Origin of the sequence: Winogradskyella vincentii, assembly GCF_020166345.1 — a bacterium.
Classification (GTDB): domain Bacteria; phylum Bacteroidota; class Bacteroidia; order Flavobacteriales; family Flavobacteriaceae; genus Winogradskyella; species Winogradskyella vincentii.
Genome location: NZ_JAIUJS010000003.1, coordinates 382,258 through 397,621 on the forward strand (window position 1 = coordinate 382,258; position 15,364 = coordinate 397,621).

18 protein-coding genes are annotated in these 15,364 nt (G+C 31.7%); 8 read left to right on the top strand and 10 right to left on the bottom strand.

Going from position 1 to position 15,364, the window contains the following annotated elements; all coding sequences use genetic code 11:
* Positions 1–86 precede the first annotated feature (86 nt).
* Positions 87–1,640, bottom strand: a complete 1,554-nt coding sequence (locus LBV24_RS07575; RefSeq protein WP_224478002.1) for a DEAD/DEAH box helicase — start codon at positions 1,638–1,640, stop codon at positions 87–89.
* 121 nt (positions 1,641–1,761) lie between these two features.
* Between LBV24_RS07575 and LBV24_RS07580 the strand changes: the two genes are divergently transcribed.
* Positions 1,762–2,700: a peptidoglycan DD-metalloendopeptidase family protein gene (locus LBV24_RS07580; protein WP_224478003.1), complete on the top strand. Its 939-nt coding sequence runs from the start codon at positions 1,762–1,764 to the stop codon at positions 2,698–2,700.
* Here the strand turns inward: LBV24_RS07580 and LBV24_RS07585 are convergent.
* The 4 genes from LBV24_RS07585 to LBV24_RS07600 all read right to left on the bottom strand — a co-directional run bounded on the left by LBV24_RS07585 (position 2,689) and on the right by LBV24_RS07600 (position 5,563).
* On the bottom strand, positions 2,689–3,156 hold the full coding sequence (locus LBV24_RS07585) for a GyrI-like domain-containing protein (protein WP_224478005.1): 468 nt from the start codon (positions 3,154–3,156) through the stop codon (positions 2,689–2,691). The genes LBV24_RS07580 and LBV24_RS07585 overlap by 12 nt on opposite strands.
* Before the next feature lie 7 nt (positions 3,157–3,163).
* Entirely contained in the window at positions 3,164–3,622 is a 459-nt protein-coding gene (locus tag LBV24_RS07590; protein ID WP_224478006.1) for a cold-shock protein, read from the bottom strand.
* A 170-nt stretch (positions 3,623–3,792) separates the two neighbouring features.
* Positions 3,793–5,073, bottom strand: a complete 1,281-nt coding sequence (locus LBV24_RS07595; protein WP_224478007.1) for an NAD(P)/FAD-dependent oxidoreductase — start codon at positions 5,071–5,073, stop codon at positions 3,793–3,795.
* A 1-nt stretch (position 5,074) separates the two neighbouring features.
* Positions 5,075–5,563 (bottom strand): DUF4251 domain-containing protein, encoded by a 489-nt coding sequence (locus LBV24_RS07600; protein ID WP_224478008.1) that lies wholly within the window; start codon positions 5,561–5,563, stop codon positions 5,075–5,077.
* 151 nt (positions 5,564–5,714) lie between these two features.
* On the opposite strand from LBV24_RS07600, the gene LBV24_RS07605 reads away from it, so the two are divergent.
* The 3 genes from LBV24_RS07605 to LBV24_RS07615 all read left to right on the top strand — a co-directional run bounded on the left by LBV24_RS07605 (position 5,715) and on the right by LBV24_RS07615 (position 7,771).
* Positions 5,715–6,008 carry a DUF3817 domain-containing protein gene (locus LBV24_RS07605; protein ID WP_224478009.1) on the top strand — a complete coding sequence of 98 codons (294 nt, stop codon included), beginning with the start codon at positions 5,715–5,717 and terminating at the stop codon, positions 6,006–6,008.
* Positions 5,995–7,239 carry a mechanosensitive ion channel family protein gene (locus LBV24_RS07610; RefSeq protein ID WP_224478010.1) on the top strand — a complete coding sequence of 415 codons (1,245 nt, stop codon included), beginning with the start codon at positions 5,995–5,997 and terminating at the stop codon, positions 7,237–7,239. Before LBV24_RS07605 ends, LBV24_RS07610 begins: the two co-directional genes overlap by 14 nt.
* A 115-nt stretch (positions 7,240–7,354) precedes the next feature.
* The gene (locus LBV24_RS07615) at positions 7,355–7,771 is read left to right on the top strand and encodes a glyoxalase (protein WP_224478012.1); all 417 of its coding nucleotides are present in this window, start codon (positions 7,355–7,357) and stop codon (positions 7,769–7,771) included.
* On the opposite strand, the gene LBV24_RS07620 is transcribed toward LBV24_RS07615, so the two are convergent.
* The 3 genes from LBV24_RS07620 to LBV24_RS07630 form a co-directional block, all read right to left on the bottom strand.
* Complete coding sequence (locus LBV24_RS07620; protein ID WP_224478013.1) at positions 7,768–8,445, bottom strand: DUF2461 domain-containing protein; 678 nt, start codon at positions 8,443–8,445, stop codon at positions 7,768–7,770. The genes LBV24_RS07615 and LBV24_RS07620 overlap by 4 nt on opposite strands.
* A gap of 135 nt (positions 8,446–8,580) precedes the next feature.
* Positions 8,581–9,483: a mechanosensitive ion channel family protein gene (locus tag LBV24_RS07625; protein WP_224478014.1), complete on the bottom strand. Its 903-nt coding sequence runs from the start codon at positions 9,481–9,483 to the stop codon at positions 8,581–8,583.
* A 47-nt stretch (positions 9,484–9,530) separates the two neighbouring features.
* Complete coding sequence (locus tag LBV24_RS07630) at positions 9,531–10,028, bottom strand: Dps family protein (protein ID WP_224478015.1); 498 nt, start codon at positions 10,026–10,028, stop codon at positions 9,531–9,533.
* 257 nt (positions 10,029–10,285) lie between these two features.
* Between LBV24_RS07630 and LBV24_RS07635 the strand changes: the two genes are divergently transcribed.
* The 3 genes from LBV24_RS07635 (at position 10,286) to LBV24_RS07645 (ending at position 12,881) form a co-directional block, all read left to right on the top strand.
* Positions 10,286–10,507: a hypothetical protein gene (locus LBV24_RS07635; RefSeq protein WP_114301470.1), complete on the top strand. Its 222-nt coding sequence runs from the start codon at positions 10,286–10,288 to the stop codon at positions 10,505–10,507.
* A 136-nt stretch (positions 10,508–10,643) separates the two neighbouring features.
* Positions 10,644–11,063 (top strand): hypothetical protein, encoded by a 420-nt coding sequence (locus LBV24_RS07640; RefSeq protein ID WP_224478017.1) that lies wholly within the window; start codon positions 10,644–10,646, stop codon positions 11,061–11,063.
* Positions 11,064–11,153: 90 nt separating this feature from the next.
* A complete protein-coding gene (locus LBV24_RS07645; protein WP_224478018.1) occupies positions 11,154–12,881 on the top strand; it encodes a sodium:solute symporter family protein in 1,728 nt (575 codons plus the stop codon).
* Here the strand turns inward: LBV24_RS07645 and LBV24_RS07650 are convergent.
* Together LBV24_RS07650 and LBV24_RS07655 are read right to left on the bottom strand one after the other, a co-directional pair.
* Entirely contained in the window at positions 12,878–13,663 is a 786-nt protein-coding gene (locus tag LBV24_RS07650) for a tRNA pseudouridine synthase A (protein WP_224478019.1), read from the bottom strand. The two genes, LBV24_RS07645 and LBV24_RS07650, sit on opposite strands and share 4 nt — an antisense overlap.
* 40 nt (positions 13,664–13,703) lie before the next feature.
* The gene (locus tag LBV24_RS07655; RefSeq protein WP_224478020.1) at positions 13,704–14,267 is read right to left on the bottom strand and encodes a DUF4251 domain-containing protein; all 564 of its coding nucleotides are present in this window, start codon (positions 14,265–14,267) and stop codon (positions 13,704–13,706) included.
* 234 nt (positions 14,268–14,501) lie between these two features.
* Here LBV24_RS07655 and LBV24_RS07660 point away from each other — a divergent pair, with 234 nt between their 5' ends.
* On the top strand, positions 14,502–15,341 hold the full coding sequence (locus LBV24_RS07660) for a T9SS type A sorting domain-containing protein (RefSeq protein WP_224478021.1): 840 nt from the start codon (positions 14,502–14,504) through the stop codon (positions 15,339–15,341).
* Positions 15,342–15,364: the final 23 nt, after the last annotated feature.

Consider the following 15,364-nt stretch of genomic DNA (forward strand, 5'->3'; position numbering starts at 1 on the left):
AAATCAGTATTTTACTACATTTTTTAAACTGAAGAATCTCTATTTAATCAACTCAAATGATAGAATAACCTCTTAAAATATATTTTTTAATCCTCAGGTGGATAACCATGTATTTCCTCAAATTTCTCATCAAAATTAGCTCGCAGATAAGAGTTTAATTTCTTTTTGTAGTCATCTTTTAACCACTTCAAGAAATTGTGGGTGCTTTTACTTATGCATTTGGCATAAATCTCAATTCTTTGATTTATATCATCTTTAAGAAGTTTTGCTAAAGCGATAGCATCATATACATCTTCACTGTTTTCTATACAGATTTTAGCGTGATGTTCTATAGACCGTTCAAGTACCACCTTTGACGATTCACCAGCATCCACAGCATCTTTGTAGCATTGACGAATATCAAAATAGGTGTCTTCTGATTTAGAAAATTCACCTTTAATTTCATCTGCCAATTCATGCTTAAAATTAGCCTCAATTGCTTCATCACTTTTAATACGATCTGCATACCAATTAGGTGATTTAAATATTAATTTCCAGTCTAGGTCAGCTCCCCAAGGTCCAAAACGATACAAGTTATTCCCTAAATCTATTATGGTAAATTTTGATTTATTGTTTAAAATTCTGGATCCTCTTCCTACCATCTGGTAGTACAACGTAAGAGACTTTGTTGCTCTGTTTAAAAGTATAGTGTCAATTGTAGGTTCATCAAAACCAGTAGTAAGGATACTTACCGAGGTTAAGATTGCATCTGGTGTTTCATGAAACCAATCTAAAATTTGTTTTCTCTGTTTTTTTGTTGCGGTATTATCTAAATGCATTATGGGCAAACCAGCTTGCCTAAAAGCGTAATATATGCTTATAGATGTATTGATTCCATTATTGAAAATTAGGGTCTTCTTCCCTAGCGAATGCTTTTTATATGCATCTATGGTTTTTTGAAGCATTGCAGGACTTGTATATAAATCTTCTGATGATTTAACTGTATAATCACCATTAGAACCAACCTCTAAAGATGTTAGTCCCATGTCGTACGCATAGGTTTCTGCTCTCGCCAAGAACTCGTTTTCTATAAGGTTCTCAATAGTTTCACCCGCAATTAACTCATTATAATTGTCCTTCATTGGTAAGTCCTTATTAGAACTTAAAGGGGTTGCCGTAACACCTAATATGAATGATTTTTCAAAGAACTTGAATAATTTGGTAAATGAATTATAGTGTGCCTCATCAATAATTACAAGACCAACATCAGAAATGTCTAGTATATTATCGTTTAACCTGTTATTTAATGTCTCAACCATGGCAACAAAACAAGAATACTCAGCCTGATCGTCTAGATTTGCCTTGCTACTTACAATCTTATTGGTTACACCAAAACTAGTTAGCATTTTAGAAGTCTGATTACAAAGCTCAATACGGTGCGTCATTACCAAAACCTTTTTATCATGGTTTTTCAGGTATTGACGAACCATTTCAGAGAAAATAACCGTCTTCCCTCCTCCGGTTGGTAATTGATACAACAAATGATAATCGTCTGGAGCTGTATCAAATTTTTCGAAAATTTTACTAATAGCACCTTGTTGGTAGTCGTATAATTCTTTGTCAGTCTTCCTTTCTTGGACCGCTTGATTGTCTTGAGACATACTATGGTTGTTAATTATTGAGGCACAAAAATAGTCTATTTTAACAGATGTTAAAGCGATTTGCGTTCAACAATAATTGTGTTATTTTTGCGTTCGTTCAGTTTGAACATTTAAACAAAAAATGAAAAACTCCCTTTTAAGTTTTATATGTCTTGTTTTTGCACTCTGTGTTTATGCACAGGAAAAACCATCTCATAGGAGCTTAAAAATTAAACTTCCTGTGGCTTCATTGAATAAAATAGCGAATCCAAATGAAGTTGAAATTCCTCTTGTTGAAAAGGATTCTATTCTAAAAAAGGAACCAGTGATAGACATAAAATCAGATCACTGGGATACAAGGGTTTACAATCCGTATAAAGACATTGCGCCTGATTATCCGATTAAAATAAACTTTGATGATACTATCTATGCATCACCAATTCTAAAGGAAAAAGTTGTTACTTCTAGATATGGCTGGCGTCGAGGCCGACCTCATAAGGGCATTGATATAGATTTAGTTACTGGAGACAGTGTAGTATCAATGCTAGATGGTATAGTACGTTTTGCAAGATATAGTAGAGGTCATGGTAAAACTGTTGTTGTTAGACATTACAATGGTTTGGAAACAACATATGCTCATCTTTCTCATATTGGAGTAAAGGCAAACGACAGTGTTTCTAAAGGACAATACATTGGAAAAGGTGGTAATACTGGCAACTCTAGAGGTAGTCATTTACATCTTGTAACTAGTTTCAAAGGTGAATATATTCACCCTGAATATCTATTTGAAATTAATAAAGACAATAAAGTACGTTCTAAAGAGCTTTGGGTAACACGTAAGTGGACAAGAACGAGATATCATAACTCTAGACGACTAGCTAAACTTTCGCTGTATGAAACTGAGGAAGAAGCTCGTAAGAGTTTAATTAAACAAACAAAGGTTTATATTGTTAGAAAAGGAGATACATTATCTAGAATCTCCAAGCGTAATAACATAACAATAGCTTCTATTTGTAAAACGAACTCCATTAGAAAAAGCTCTACTTTAAGAATTGGACAAAAGCTAATATTAGAGCTTTAATTTTATAGGTAAATAAACGTCCTCTTCAGACTTATCACTATTATTGATATATTTTTTTCCCATCACTTGAAAATGAGGCCTGCTATCTACTTCATAGCCAGAATTTGGTAACCACTCAGACAATATTTCACGGTATAATGCACCAGCATCCATTCCCTTTAGAACAAAAACTGCATACTCGCCTGCAGGAATAGTTAGGCCACTCAATCCTTCTGGAATATTATTTAAGTCAGACACTTCTGCACATGCCCAAATATCAAAAGCCAATTTAGTATTAGAAAAGTCTTTATAGTCCTGCAGAGCAATAAGTTCTTCATTTAGAGTATTGGTCACCTTGAATTTAATTGGGATAAATTTCTTCCAAAGCGAAATAATATTATCCACTTGGCCATGATGCATACTACCTCGCATTCCTATGAGGTGTTTTTCACCAATTGTCTTAATTGTTGGATTCAATAGTTGACTACGATTTTTTAACTCTCACAGCATTCATTCCCCTTTGTCCTTTCTCAAGTTCAAAAGTAACTTTATCATTTTCAATTATCTCATCGATTATTCCACTAACGTGGGTGAAGTATTTCTCGTTTGTTTCTGTATCTATTATAAAACCAAATCCCTTTGAGCTGTCGTAAAAAGAAACCTTACCTTTTCTAATCGGATCAAACTCTTCCTCATCACCTTCTTCCTTTTTCGGAATACCGATTTCAATATTTTCGGCCTTTACTTTCACTTTCATAGAAGGATCTGGAGGTGTATCAGTTAAGTTGCCATTATAATCTACGTAAGCTATTGGTATTCCCTGAGACCCACCTTCTTCCTTGGCAAGTTTACGCGCTTCCATTTTTTTGCGTTTGTCTTCACGCTTTTTTAATCTCTTTTTTTCTTTTTCACTTTTACTAAATGTCTGTTGTGATCTACCCATGTAATGATTTAAAATTAATATTCACTCGCTTAAGAAAATACTAATAATGATTACTGGATAACTTACGAAACAGAAAATCTTAAAATACCGAAAAAATAACTTGGAATACTTGTTACTTGTGAGGTGTACCTTCAATAAACTTAATGTAAAGGTACAGTTTCTTTTTAAAATTAAATGTACTCTGAAGATAAGTTTTCAACAACAAGGCCATCCTCTAAACTCATGATTAAACCTTGAGCAGCCCGTTCACCTGACAGCATCGCTGCATTTAATGATCCATTTAATAAATGGTCTCCGGCTAAATATATGTTTGGCTTCAATTGTGTTTCAGTTGGTGAAATCTCGTATTGCAAATATTCCAAGTCTGGTAAAGCCTGCTTTATATGGTAGGTTTTGATAAATTTTAAAACTTCAATATTGCAATATTTTTTCAGATCTTGTTCTACCCTCTGAGTTAGTTGTTGCGCATTTAATTGATGCTCTTTCACTACAGTGACAGAAAGCAGTTCATTTTCACCTCTAGAAGATGTCTTGATACTATTATGAAAAAAGATATTATTAATTAGGGCATCATCGTCAGCCACCAAACCGATTAGAGGCTTATCAATGTTACGTTTATCGACTTCAAAATATAAACAATAACAAGATTTCCACTGCTGTTCCTGATCCTTTAAATTTGAAATAAATTGACTTGGTGAAGTGGCAATAATTGTGAAATGTGTATCTAAAACTTCACCACTATCTAATACTATTTTATTGTCTTCTACAGATTTTACCTTAGTGTTAAATCTAAATTGGGTATGTTTAAGTTGGTTTTTAATTTGATTAGGTATTGCTCCGATTCCAGCTTTTGGAAGTGTTGCAGACCCTTCTCCAAACATCTTATAAACAAACTCAAACATAATACTGAGGGTTCTGAGTTCAGGTTCTAAAAATATTCCTGAGAAAAATGGCTTAAAGAAATTATCAATTATCTTGTCTGAAAATCCATAATCCTTTAAATATTCTAGAGTAGATTTTGATTTTTCCTGAAAAATTTGATTTATGGATTTCTTTTTTAATTGCCTGTTTAACTTCAATATTTTTATTTTGTCACTTAGTGTCCCAACTGATGCCATTAACGTTGGTAACAACAAACCTAAATTACGACTTGGATCTCCTATGGTTTGTGACTTAGCATTAGTAAAAATGGTTGCACCTGGTAAAAATTTTTGAAGGTCTAAGTCATTATAATCTAACTGCTCTTGAGCTTTTGGATAAGCATCGAGTAATACTTGAAAACCATGATCTAATTGATATCCATCTACAATGTCCGTTTTAACTCTACCTCCAACATTATCGGAAGATTCAAGAATAATTGGCCTATAACCATTAGCTTCTAAAGTTTTAGCTGCTATTAATCCGCTAATTCCAGCACCAATAATGTGAATTATATATTCCTCTCTTTCCATTTTATTTTCTAACGATTGTACCTATATATTCTATTTCTTCATTCAATGAATAAACCTTCAAAAAAGCCTTACCATTTGGCATTATTCTAATATTGAATTGAAATGACAATTCTCCAGAAGTAGCGTCAAATGACAGTTCTACTGATTGGTTTTCATCATTGGTTTGCACTTTGTAATTCTTAATTCTGTCCTTTTCAAATGAAACAACACTAGATTTAGAACTTTTAATAGGTATTAATGACCCAGATAATTTGTTTTTAATAATGGATACCTTACTATAGTTTTTTTTGCGATGTGAACCATCATAAACCATGAGAGATCTAAACTCATATGAGTTACTTTCTATAATTGTCTTATTTCTCTCATATGTTTTTTCAAGTGTACTATTATCTCCTTTATGGGTTTGAGCTGTCATACCTGAAATTGAAAAAATAAGAATGATAAAAACTAATGAGATTGATTTTAAGGATTCATTAAATAGGTTTTTCATTTGTATACTCAAAGTATTTTAAGATTGGTTCCATTTATATAACATGCTAAAGATAATTAATAGATTTTGAGTATTAATATTTTTTATTAAAAGCTGTTAAAAACACGCTCTAAAATACAATTCTCATGTATTTTTGTACAAATATTTTCTAATGACAAAACTGTTGCCATTATTCAGAATTACTGCTGTTCTCGAAGGGCTTTCATACATTTTATTACTTTTCATTGCAGTGCCTATCAAATATTTACAAGATGACCCACAATTTGTAAAAATGCTAGGTATGCCACATGGTTTATTTTTTATGGCTTATATAGTCCTTGCGGTAATGCTTGGTGCTGAATTAAAATGGCCTAACAGAACATTATTTATTGTCCTTGTTGCCGCAATAATTCCTTTTGGAACTTTCTATATTGATAAAAAATATTTAAGAAATGAAAACGCTTAGCATACGACATTATATATATGACCTCTTGATAGAAAAGGGGTTTTCAGAAACTTCAGCTCAATACATTAACATGATTTGTTTATTGTTAGCTGTATTAGTTATTGCGTTTGTAGTTGATTTTATTACAAAAAGATTGCTGTGGCGTTTCTCCGCTGGTCTTGCAAAACGGACTAAAACGAATTTTGATGATATCCTAATTAGTAATAAACTACCAAGAAACATAGCGCACATAATTCCGCTTATCATTCTTATAGAATTTGTTCCTCAGGTTTTTACAGATTTTGAATATGCCGAAGATATTATTGAAAAAACTTTAAAAGTTATTGCTGTAATATTAACGCTTAGGATAATTAGAAGTTTTTTAAATTCTATTAAAGACTATCTAAAAACATTAGCTAAATATAAAGATAAACCTGTTGATAGTTACATACAGGTATTTATGATATTTGCATGGATCTTAGGAGTCTTTGGAATCTTTTCTATCCTTACAGGTATTACTTTTTTGAAATTTGCATTTACCCTTGGTACTGCATCTGCAGTTATCCTGTTAATTTTTAAAGACACCATTCTAGGGTTTGTAGCTAGTATTCAAGTGTCTATTAATGACATGGTGCGTATTGGAGACTGGATTACTTTTGAGAAATATGGTGCTGATGGTGACGTCATAGAAATAAACCTGGCAACCGTCAAAGTGCAAAATTGGGATAAAACAATAACAACCATACCGACATATGCTTTGATATCTGATTCTTTTAAGAACTGGAGAGGTATGATGTCTTCTGGTGGTAGGAGGATAAAACGATCAGTTATTATAAAAACCTCGACTATAAAATTTTTAACGGATGAAGATATTCAGCGCTTTAAAAAAATTCAATTAATATCTAATTTCATAGAACAAAAATCAAAAGAGATTAAAAAGTTTAATACAGATAATGCTATTGATAAATCTGTGTTAATCAATGGACGCAATTTGACCAATTTTGGAGTTTTTAGAAAATACCTTTTAACCTATGTTGAAAATCACTCAGCTATAAACCATGATATGACTTTAATGGTACGCCAACTAGAACCAACACCTCAAGGTATACCAATGGAGATTTATGCATTTAGTGCAGACATACGCTGGCAAAATTATGAGTTTATTATGGGTGATATTTTTGATCATGTTTTAGCTTCTGTATCTTATTTTGATTTGGAAATTTACGAACTAAGCGTTGCAAATTCTGATTAGCTTTTGGATAACTTGAAACGGCATTGTTAATAACAACGTTAACAAGATATCGATGCTATAAGAATATTCTTAGGGTTAATAATTAAATTTAATTCCAAATTAATCCTACCTAATCATGAACAAGCGATCCGAAAACCTACACACTATTAGACCTATTATAGCCTCTGCTAAGATTTATGAAGCAATGAGTGCTGACGAAAAGTTTCAAAATGAAACCCTAAGACCTATAATTAAAATGCAACATGATTTATTTGTTGCTGTCTTTAAAAATTATATTTCTAAGCGCAAGAATGTATTTTATGAACTGTCATTACAAAAGCAGTTAGATTATATAGAAAATGCTATTCACAAGGACATGAAGTTTAGAAATTCTATTAAGGGTATGATTATTGGCCAATTTACAATTGAAGAGTACGATACTTATATTCAAAATTCGTCTGCATTAAATAAGCGTATGATGAATATTGTAAAGAATCGCCTAATAAATAGTATTCAATTGTTTATAAAGCCAGATGTTCTAAAGGCCGTTTAGAGCAAAGATTCTCCATTTAAATTTGTTGTGAGTACATCACTCATATAATCAAAGAATGGTCTCACGTTGACAAATGAGGTATTTACATCATCTAGGAAACCCTTTGAATTAACCTCTTTATCAGTATATTTTTTAATAAATATAAATTGCTTTTTCCTAATTAAATCAATTGCTGGATGTTCTTTATCAAATCCTTTTGGAGCAGTTTTTAGTTCGTCACCAACAAAACCTCCCCAAGTATTTTTGAATTTTGGCTGATCTAATATTTCACGTATTTCACTATCATCCATTTCAAACTCTTTTCTTATCCTAAACAAATCTTCCTTGTTTGGCTCCCAAAATCCAGTAGCAATAAATGACTCATTGTTTGGTTGTATATGCAAATAGTAGCCTCCTCTCAATTCAGGCTTTTTTCTATGAAAAGAACCACCAAAATGAATTTTATATGGAAGTTTATTTTTAGAAAATCTAACATCTCTGTAAATTCTAAAAACTTTTACCTTATCTATTTGATCATGGTTATTCAATAATTCACCAAGAGAGTTGTAGGCGTCCTTTACTTTGGCTTCAATTGATTTAAATTCTGCCTTATTATCGTTAAACCAATCTCTATTGTTGTTTTTGGATAATTTTTTTAGAAAAGGAAGTGTCTCTTTTGGAATTGTATTGACCATATTTAATCTGTTTCTATAAAAATACAAAAAGCCACATACAAGGTGGCTTTTGAATCTGATTTTAAGATTAAATTAGAACTTGTGTTCTATTTATCTCAACTTCTATAAGAGATGAAGTATTATTTAAAAAGATTATTAATTATTTGAGAATGCATCTTCAAGATCTGGAGCATTCACCTTTAGTTTGTTGTCAAACTGAAGGGTTCTTATTGGGAAAGGAATATTAATACCTGCTTTATCATATGCCTTTTTAATTTCTATAATAGCCTTGGTTTTAGCTCTAAGTTTTTCTAGCATACTTTCAGCATCAATCCAAAATCTACACAGATAGTTTATCGAACTATCTCCAAACCCAGTATAATAAAATTCTACATCTTCCAGTTTTTCTACCTGATCGAAAGTTTTAGCAATAGTCTCTTTTGTTAATAGCTCAACTTTTTCCAAATCTGACTCGTATCCTACACCACATTCTAAAAAAACGCGCATTCTTGTTGTAAGTGAGTAATTTTTAAGTGGGTTTTCTAAAATTGTTTTATTTGGAATTACAACAATGTTGTTGTCAGCTTCCTTTAATGTAAAATCCTTAAGATTAATATCAATAACTTCACCTGAAAATCCGGTAGTCTCAACCCAGTTTCCTATTTGAATTTTTTTTCTAAAGGATAGTATTAATCCTGCAAACGTATTAGCTAAAGTTCCTTGTAATGCTAGGCCTATTGCCAAACCAACCACACCAGCACCTGCCAGTAGAGAGGTTAATGCTTTGCCTAAATTCATTACACCTAGTGCCATAAACAATCCTAAGGACACCACAATTACTGCTGTGACTCTAGAAATTGTATTTCTAATAGATTCTTGCTCTACTTTACGAGCTACTACTTTACCCACTAATTTACTGATATATTTTGCGGCAAAATATGATACTGTCATAACCAGTATCGCAAGGATAAAATTAGGTATGTATTCTATGGTTGTGTTAAACCAGCCTTGGAGCTTAATTATGAGGTTCTCCAATGCGGTATTAAATTGTTCTTTCATGTTTTTGATGTTTTAAATTAAATGGTTCTAGGAATGTTTAATAGTCATTACACTAAACTGTCATTTAATTGAGATGCTGTTTCTTTGGTAAACGCATCTAACATCCAACTACTTTTCTCAAGCTCCCTAATATATGCACCAATTAAGTCTATTGTACCTTCATCATTTGTTTCTTCTGCTTTTTTTACAACTTTAGACATCTGTTTTAAAAGAACTCCATGGTTCTCTAAAATGGCTTTTACCATTTGAACATCTGTTAACTTAGACGATACCTCTTCAATAGATGAAGTCTTTAAATAATCTTTTAAATTACTCATCGGATGATATCTCAATGTTAGTATACGCTCCGCAATTTCATCTATTTTATCTCTAGCTTCTATATATAATTCTTCAAACTTTTCATGTAATTCAAAAAAGTTTTCACCAAGAATATTCCAATGGAAGTTTCTTAGATTTTGATAATAAATATGATAGTCTGCTAGTAAAGTGTTTAATTCTACAACAGTTGGTAATAATTTTTCGTCGTTAATATTTAAGTAATTCATAACTATAGTTCTGTTTTTATTTGTTCTACTTCGTTTTACATTAAATAATATATAGGAATTAGAACTCAAGTCAAGTGACTTAACAGGGTTTAACGAAGACACATCTATATTAACTTAATATTATGTTAAGTATATGTCCAAATGTTAATGTGTCAATATCAAAACCAATCGGTAAAACTCAAATGTTAAAAAATAAACTTGCGTAGTGATATAATTTTCACTATCATGCACTCCTATTTAAAATTCACAATAAATTTATGGGTAGACCAGCAACTAGACCAACCAAATTAAAGGATGGTTTTTACATTGAAATTAGAAACAAAGGTTCAAAATCAGGTGTTAAACTTTACAGTGGTACTAAATTACAAATGCATCGTGCAATAAAAATGTACGAACGTTCTAAAGAGGTCATCATTCTTGGTGAATCTGTTAACGGAAAATTTGTAGATAAAGAGCCAAAATTACATGTTGTAGAATAAGAAAATTAATATTTTAAATTAAAGGGTGTTAGCAAAAACTAGCACCCTTTTTTATTTCTTAATAATCAATGATTTAACAGTTTTAATTGTTTTTTTATAAATTGTGACAATAATTACTAACTAAATCATCAATATTATGACATCAACAACACAGAAACCACCAGTATGGTTTTGGATTATTAGTGTACTTGCTTTAGTCTGGAATGCAATGGGTGTAATGGCCTATTTGGGCCGAGCATTTGCTACAGACGAAATGATTGCAGCACTTCCAGAAGAACAGCAAGCAGAATTTCTAGTGGAATATCCTGCATGGTATACTGCAGCATTTGCCTTGGCAGTATTCTGTGGTGCATTAGGAGCTCTATTCTTATTGATCAGAAAAAAATGGGCAATCTCAATGTTTGTGATATCAGCTCTGTCTGCCATTGTTCAGCATGTTTATTTATTTATGAACGTTGAGGGTATGAGTTTAACAATGCCAATAATGGTAATTGTAATTTGTATTGTACTAGTTTGGTTTGCTAGACATTCATCATCCAAGAACTGGATATCTTAAAAATTAACCAACCAATCAATAAAAAGGTATTAGTATTTACTAATGCCTTTTTTGGTTTTAAAATATTAGATTTGGTAACAAATAAAAAATATGAAGTTAGGTACAATTGATTGGGTAATAATCATTTTCTTTTTAAGCTTATTTGCATTCATTGGCGTATATGTTTCCAAACGCGCTGGTAAAAACACTAATGAGTTTTTTCTATCTGGTAGAAATATGCCTTGGTGGTTATTAGGTGTTAGTATGGTAGCTACAACATTTGCTGCTGATACACCAGGACTTGTAACGGAATTGGTTAGAAATGATGGTGTATCTGGCAATTGGGTTTGGTGGGCATTATTGCTTACAGGTATGCTAACTGTGTTTTTTTATGCCAAACTATGGCGAAGAAGTGGTATTACAACAGATCTTGAATTTTACGAACTTAGATATACTGGTAAAAGTGCCGCATTCTTAAGAGGGTTTAGGGCAATTTATTTAGGTGTAATTTTTAACATCATTACAATGGCTGGTGTATGTTTAGCCGGAGCAAAAATTGCGAATATTTTGCTTGGTTTTTCACAAGAGCAAACCTTGATATATTCTTCAATAATTGTTGTTTTTTATGCATCCTTAGGAGGTTTGAAAGGTGTACTTATAACCGATTTTATTCAATTTATTATTGCTATGGTTGGCAGTATTTGGGCTACGATCTATATTGTTGGTCTACCTGAAATAAATGGGTTGTCAGCACTTTTGACCCATGATAGTGTGAGTTCTAAATTAGATTTTTTTCCTGATTTTAATAATACTGAGGCTTTAATTACCCTATTAATTATTCCTCTTGCTGTTCAATGGTGGAGCACTTGGTATCCTGGTGCCGAACCAGGTGGTGGTGGATATATTGCACAGAGAATGTTAGCCGCTAAAGATGAAAAACACGCAACTTGGGCAACCCTGTTCTTTAATTTTGCGCATTATGCCATGAGACCTTGGCCGTGGATTATTGTAGGTCTTGCTTCATTGGTTATATTCCCAGACCTTAATTCTATTTCAAGTGCATTTCCAGGTCTAACTGCTGAGATGCAAGGAGATGATGTTGCTTATGCCGCTATGATGACATATTTACCTGCAGGACTTATAGGAATTGTTATGACATCTTTAATCGCTGCATTTATGAGTACTATATCTACTCAATTGAATTGGGGAAGTTCTTATGTAGTTAATGATTTTTATAGTAGATTCATTAATAAAGAAGCATCAGAAAAACAAAAAGTACGCGTTGGTAGAATTTCTACTGTTTTATTGATGATTTTAGCAGCTTGGTTTTCTTTTTATTTGCAATCTGCAAAGGATGTATTTAACCTATTATTACAGATAGGTGCAGGTACTGGCTTGCTTTTTATACTTAGATGGTTTTGGCATCGCGTGAATCCATTTAGTGAAATAGCTGCAATGGTGATTTCATTTTCTATTGCATTATTCTTTTTCATTAATGGAAAGTTAAATGTTCCTATCATAGATTTACCGTCACATTGGCAATTAGTCACTGGAGTTGTAATTACCACTTTGGGTTGGGTCTTGGTGACTGTATTTACCAAACCCACAAATCAAAAGACCATAGATGAGTTTGATAGCTTGGTTTTTGCTGGTAAATCTAAATTTAATGGTTTTGGATTAAAAATCGTAGCATTCATTATTGGTACCTTAGGAGTGTACTCAACATTATTCAGTATAGGTAGTTTTATTTATGGTAATACTATTAAGGGAATTATTCTTTTAAGCTTAAGTGCAATAGCCTGCATAATTATAGTAAAAATTATTCAGAAAACTGATTAATCAAAATCCAAGGAATGGAGTATTAAACCTGATGCCGGAGCAATATAATCCATAACTTCCAGGCTGTCATCTTTTAATGTTGAAGCAATATAATCTAGGGTTACTTCTCCTCTTCCTAATTTTATCAAGCAACCAAACATTAATCTAATTTGATTACGCATAAAACCTTTTCCTCTAATTTTATAAACATATGTTGATTCGGGAAAGAAATTAGCGGTGTATATGTTATTATTGGTAATTACAGATTTTCCAATTGTTCTAATATATTCACCTTTATTAGTTGCGCGATAGCAATAAGATTTAAAATTATGAGTGCCCTCAAATAACCTTGCACCTTCTTTCATTAATTCTACATCTAATGAATCTAAAATGGTAGATAAAATTGGTGCACAAAACGGGTGATTCTTAGATCCTTCAGAGAAAACATAATGATATTCCTTTATTTTAGAATCTTGAATTACATTAAATTTTTCGTCTACCTCTTTAATCTTTAATGCTCTAATGTCTTGAGGTAAATTATGGTTGAATAATTGAAGAAAGGCATCAAAATCCTCTATCGGCTTGTCATAAAGAAACAGCTCTAATGCGGCTTCATTGGCAGAAACCATAGCATCCGTTCTTCCTGCACCTAATGTTTTAAATTTTTGATCACCTAAAATGAACTTAAGCGTTCTATCGATCATTAAATGCAATGTTTTTACATCAGGTTGTTTTTGCCAACCATGAAAACGATAACCTAAATACTGAATTTTAATAAGGTAGTAATAGCGTTTATTAAACATAAATACAAGAACGCCATTTTGAGGTAACTACACAAATAAACTATTTGTCTTTGTCTAAAGGTAGAATTTCGCCTGTATATCTTATTGCAGTCCTATTAGAACCATAAACGATCATATTGCTCTTGTAGTTGGTAAATACAACCATTCTTACCCTAAATTGTTCTACGGTACTATTTGCGTCAAATTGAATAATAATTTTATCGCCATTGTTTTTTTCTTCGATTGAAAAATCGGTATATGGACCAGAAAAATTAATACCATTATCTGAAATATCACTGAATCCCACATTACGCATTTCTCCAAAAAATGACAAACTACCTTCTGTATTGTCACCATCTAATATTAAAAAGTCACCATTGCTTGACAAATTTATTTGACCTCCTAAGTTTTGAGTTCCTTTCATTAATGCATTAGTAGCACGTATTACATCATTAGATTGCATAGGATAAGCAAACTTAGCATCAAATTTAAACGTCTTGGCCCGAACCATTTCTCTTAATTCTTCTGTCTTCTTAATACCCTCAGGAGAGAGTTCGTTTTTTGAACTACCACAATCAAAGAATATAGTAGAAATTAAAAACAACAAAACAAACCTCGATTTCATAATATTGAATTCTAAATCACACCTTTAAAGATAATAATTATGTCACTTTTAAATTATGAAATTAATGTTAATATTATTCTGTTTTAATATTTGTAAATACATTAATCGAAGTATAATGTATTAATATTCTGTAATTTACTTATAATCGTTTTTAATGCTGTTTGGTCGAATTGATTAATACCTAACGCAATTTATTGATACCTTTATTTTGCTATTAATCTATATTCAATTAAAATGATTACCCTCAAATCAGTTAGATATTCAATTACAAAGTTTATTTCATTTCTCAATAAATCCTTTGTACAAAACAGCTATTATATTCTATCCCTAGCATTATTTTTAAATCTTCACGCCTACGCTTTAGATGGCTCAAATAGTGCTCACATAGGTTTAGTTAAGCTACAAATTGATAATGACGAAAATAACTTTAGAACAGACATTTATTTCAATGCCAATGCGTCATTAGGTTTAGATCCAGGTTATGATTCTTCGTTATTTGGTGGTGTTGCACCAGATTTTTCAGTGTATTCATTGCTCGTTGAGGATAACACAGGAATACCAATGGGTATTCAAGCATTAGGAGAATATGACATGAATGGCACCATAGTTCCTATAGGTATTCATACTGTTCAAGGCGAACTGATTTCAGTACAGATAACTGAAAACACGATTTCTCCATCCATAAACATATATCTTGAGGATACTGAATTAGGTACATTGACTTTATTAAATTCAAATAATTATCAGTTTTTAGCCCAAGAAAATATCACTGGCACCGGAAGATTCTATTTAAGATTTGGCGCTGATGTTTTAAGTATTAATGATTCTCCATTAGACAGTTTAAAGATTCATTCAAATTTTGAATTAGATCAAATAATTGTTTCTGGTCAATTAAATAGTCCTACAATTTTTGCACTTTATGATATTCAAGGTAAAAAAGTAATTTCTAATAAATTTGACCCGTTGAGCAGTTCAAATACAATTCAAGTTTCTAATCTTTCCTCTGGTATTTATATAATTGAACTAACTGACAATAATGGATATAGGCGATCCAAGAAGTTGCTAATTAAATAAATCAACAATAAATAGAAAGCCAC

What these genes read in the sequence shown, in the direction of transcription:
- LBV24_RS07620 (WP_224478013.1), bottom strand. Translation starts at nt 8,445, where the DNA reads ATGGTCAATACAATTCCAAAAGAGACACTTCCTTTTCTAAAAAAATTA.
- LBV24_RS07630 (WP_224478015.1), bottom strand. Translation starts at nt 10,028, where the DNA reads ATGAATTACTTAAATATTAACGACGAAAAATTATTACCAACTGTTGTA.
- LBV24_RS07625 (WP_224478014.1), bottom strand. Translation starts at nt 9,483, where the DNA reads ATGAAAGAACAATTTAATACCGCATTGGAGAACCTCATAATTAAGCTC.
- LBV24_RS07660 (WP_224478021.1), top strand. Translation starts at nt 14,502, where the DNA reads ATGATTACCCTCAAATCAGTTAGATATTCAATTACAAAGTTTATTTCA.
- LBV24_RS07580 (WP_224478003.1), top strand. Translation starts at nt 1,762, where the DNA reads ATGAAAAACTCCCTTTTAAGTTTTATATGTCTTGTTTTTGCACTCTGT.
- LBV24_RS07610 (WP_224478010.1), top strand. Translation starts at nt 5,995, where the DNA reads ATGAAAACGCTTAGCATACGACATTATATATATGACCTCTTGATAGAA.
- LBV24_RS07615 (WP_224478012.1), top strand. Translation starts at nt 7,355, where the DNA reads ATGAACAAGCGATCCGAAAACCTACACACTATTAGACCTATTATAGCC.
- LBV24_RS07590 (WP_224478006.1), bottom strand. Translation starts at nt 3,622, where the DNA reads ATGGGTAGATCACAACAGACATTTAGTAAAAGTGAAAAAGAAAAAAAG.
- LBV24_RS07600 (WP_224478008.1), bottom strand. Translation starts at nt 5,563, where the DNA reads ATGAAAAACCTATTTAATGAATCCTTAAAATCAATCTCATTAGTTTTT.
- LBV24_RS07655 (WP_224478020.1), bottom strand. Translation starts at nt 14,267, where the DNA reads ATGAAATCGAGGTTTGTTTTGTTGTTTTTAATTTCTACTATATTCTTT.
- LBV24_RS07605 (WP_224478009.1), top strand. Translation starts at nt 5,715, where the DNA reads ATGACAAAACTGTTGCCATTATTCAGAATTACTGCTGTTCTCGAAGGG.
- LBV24_RS07575 (WP_224478002.1), bottom strand. Translation starts at nt 1,640, where the DNA reads ATGTCTCAAGACAATCAAGCGGTCCAAGAAAGGAAGACTGACAAAGAA.
- LBV24_RS07640 (WP_224478017.1), top strand. Translation starts at nt 10,644, where the DNA reads ATGACATCAACAACACAGAAACCACCAGTATGGTTTTGGATTATTAGT.
- LBV24_RS07645 (WP_224478018.1), top strand. Translation starts at nt 11,154, where the DNA reads ATGAAGTTAGGTACAATTGATTGGGTAATAATCATTTTCTTTTTAAGC.
- LBV24_RS07650 (WP_224478019.1), bottom strand. Translation starts at nt 13,663, where the DNA reads ATGTTTAATAAACGCTATTACTACCTTATTAAAATTCAGTATTTAGGT.
- LBV24_RS07595 (WP_224478007.1), bottom strand. Translation starts at nt 5,073, where the DNA reads ATGGAAAGAGAGGAATATATAATTCACATTATTGGTGCTGGAATTAGC.
- LBV24_RS07635 (WP_114301470.1), top strand. Translation starts at nt 10,286, where the DNA reads ATGGGTAGACCAGCAACTAGACCAACCAAATTAAAGGATGGTTTTTAC.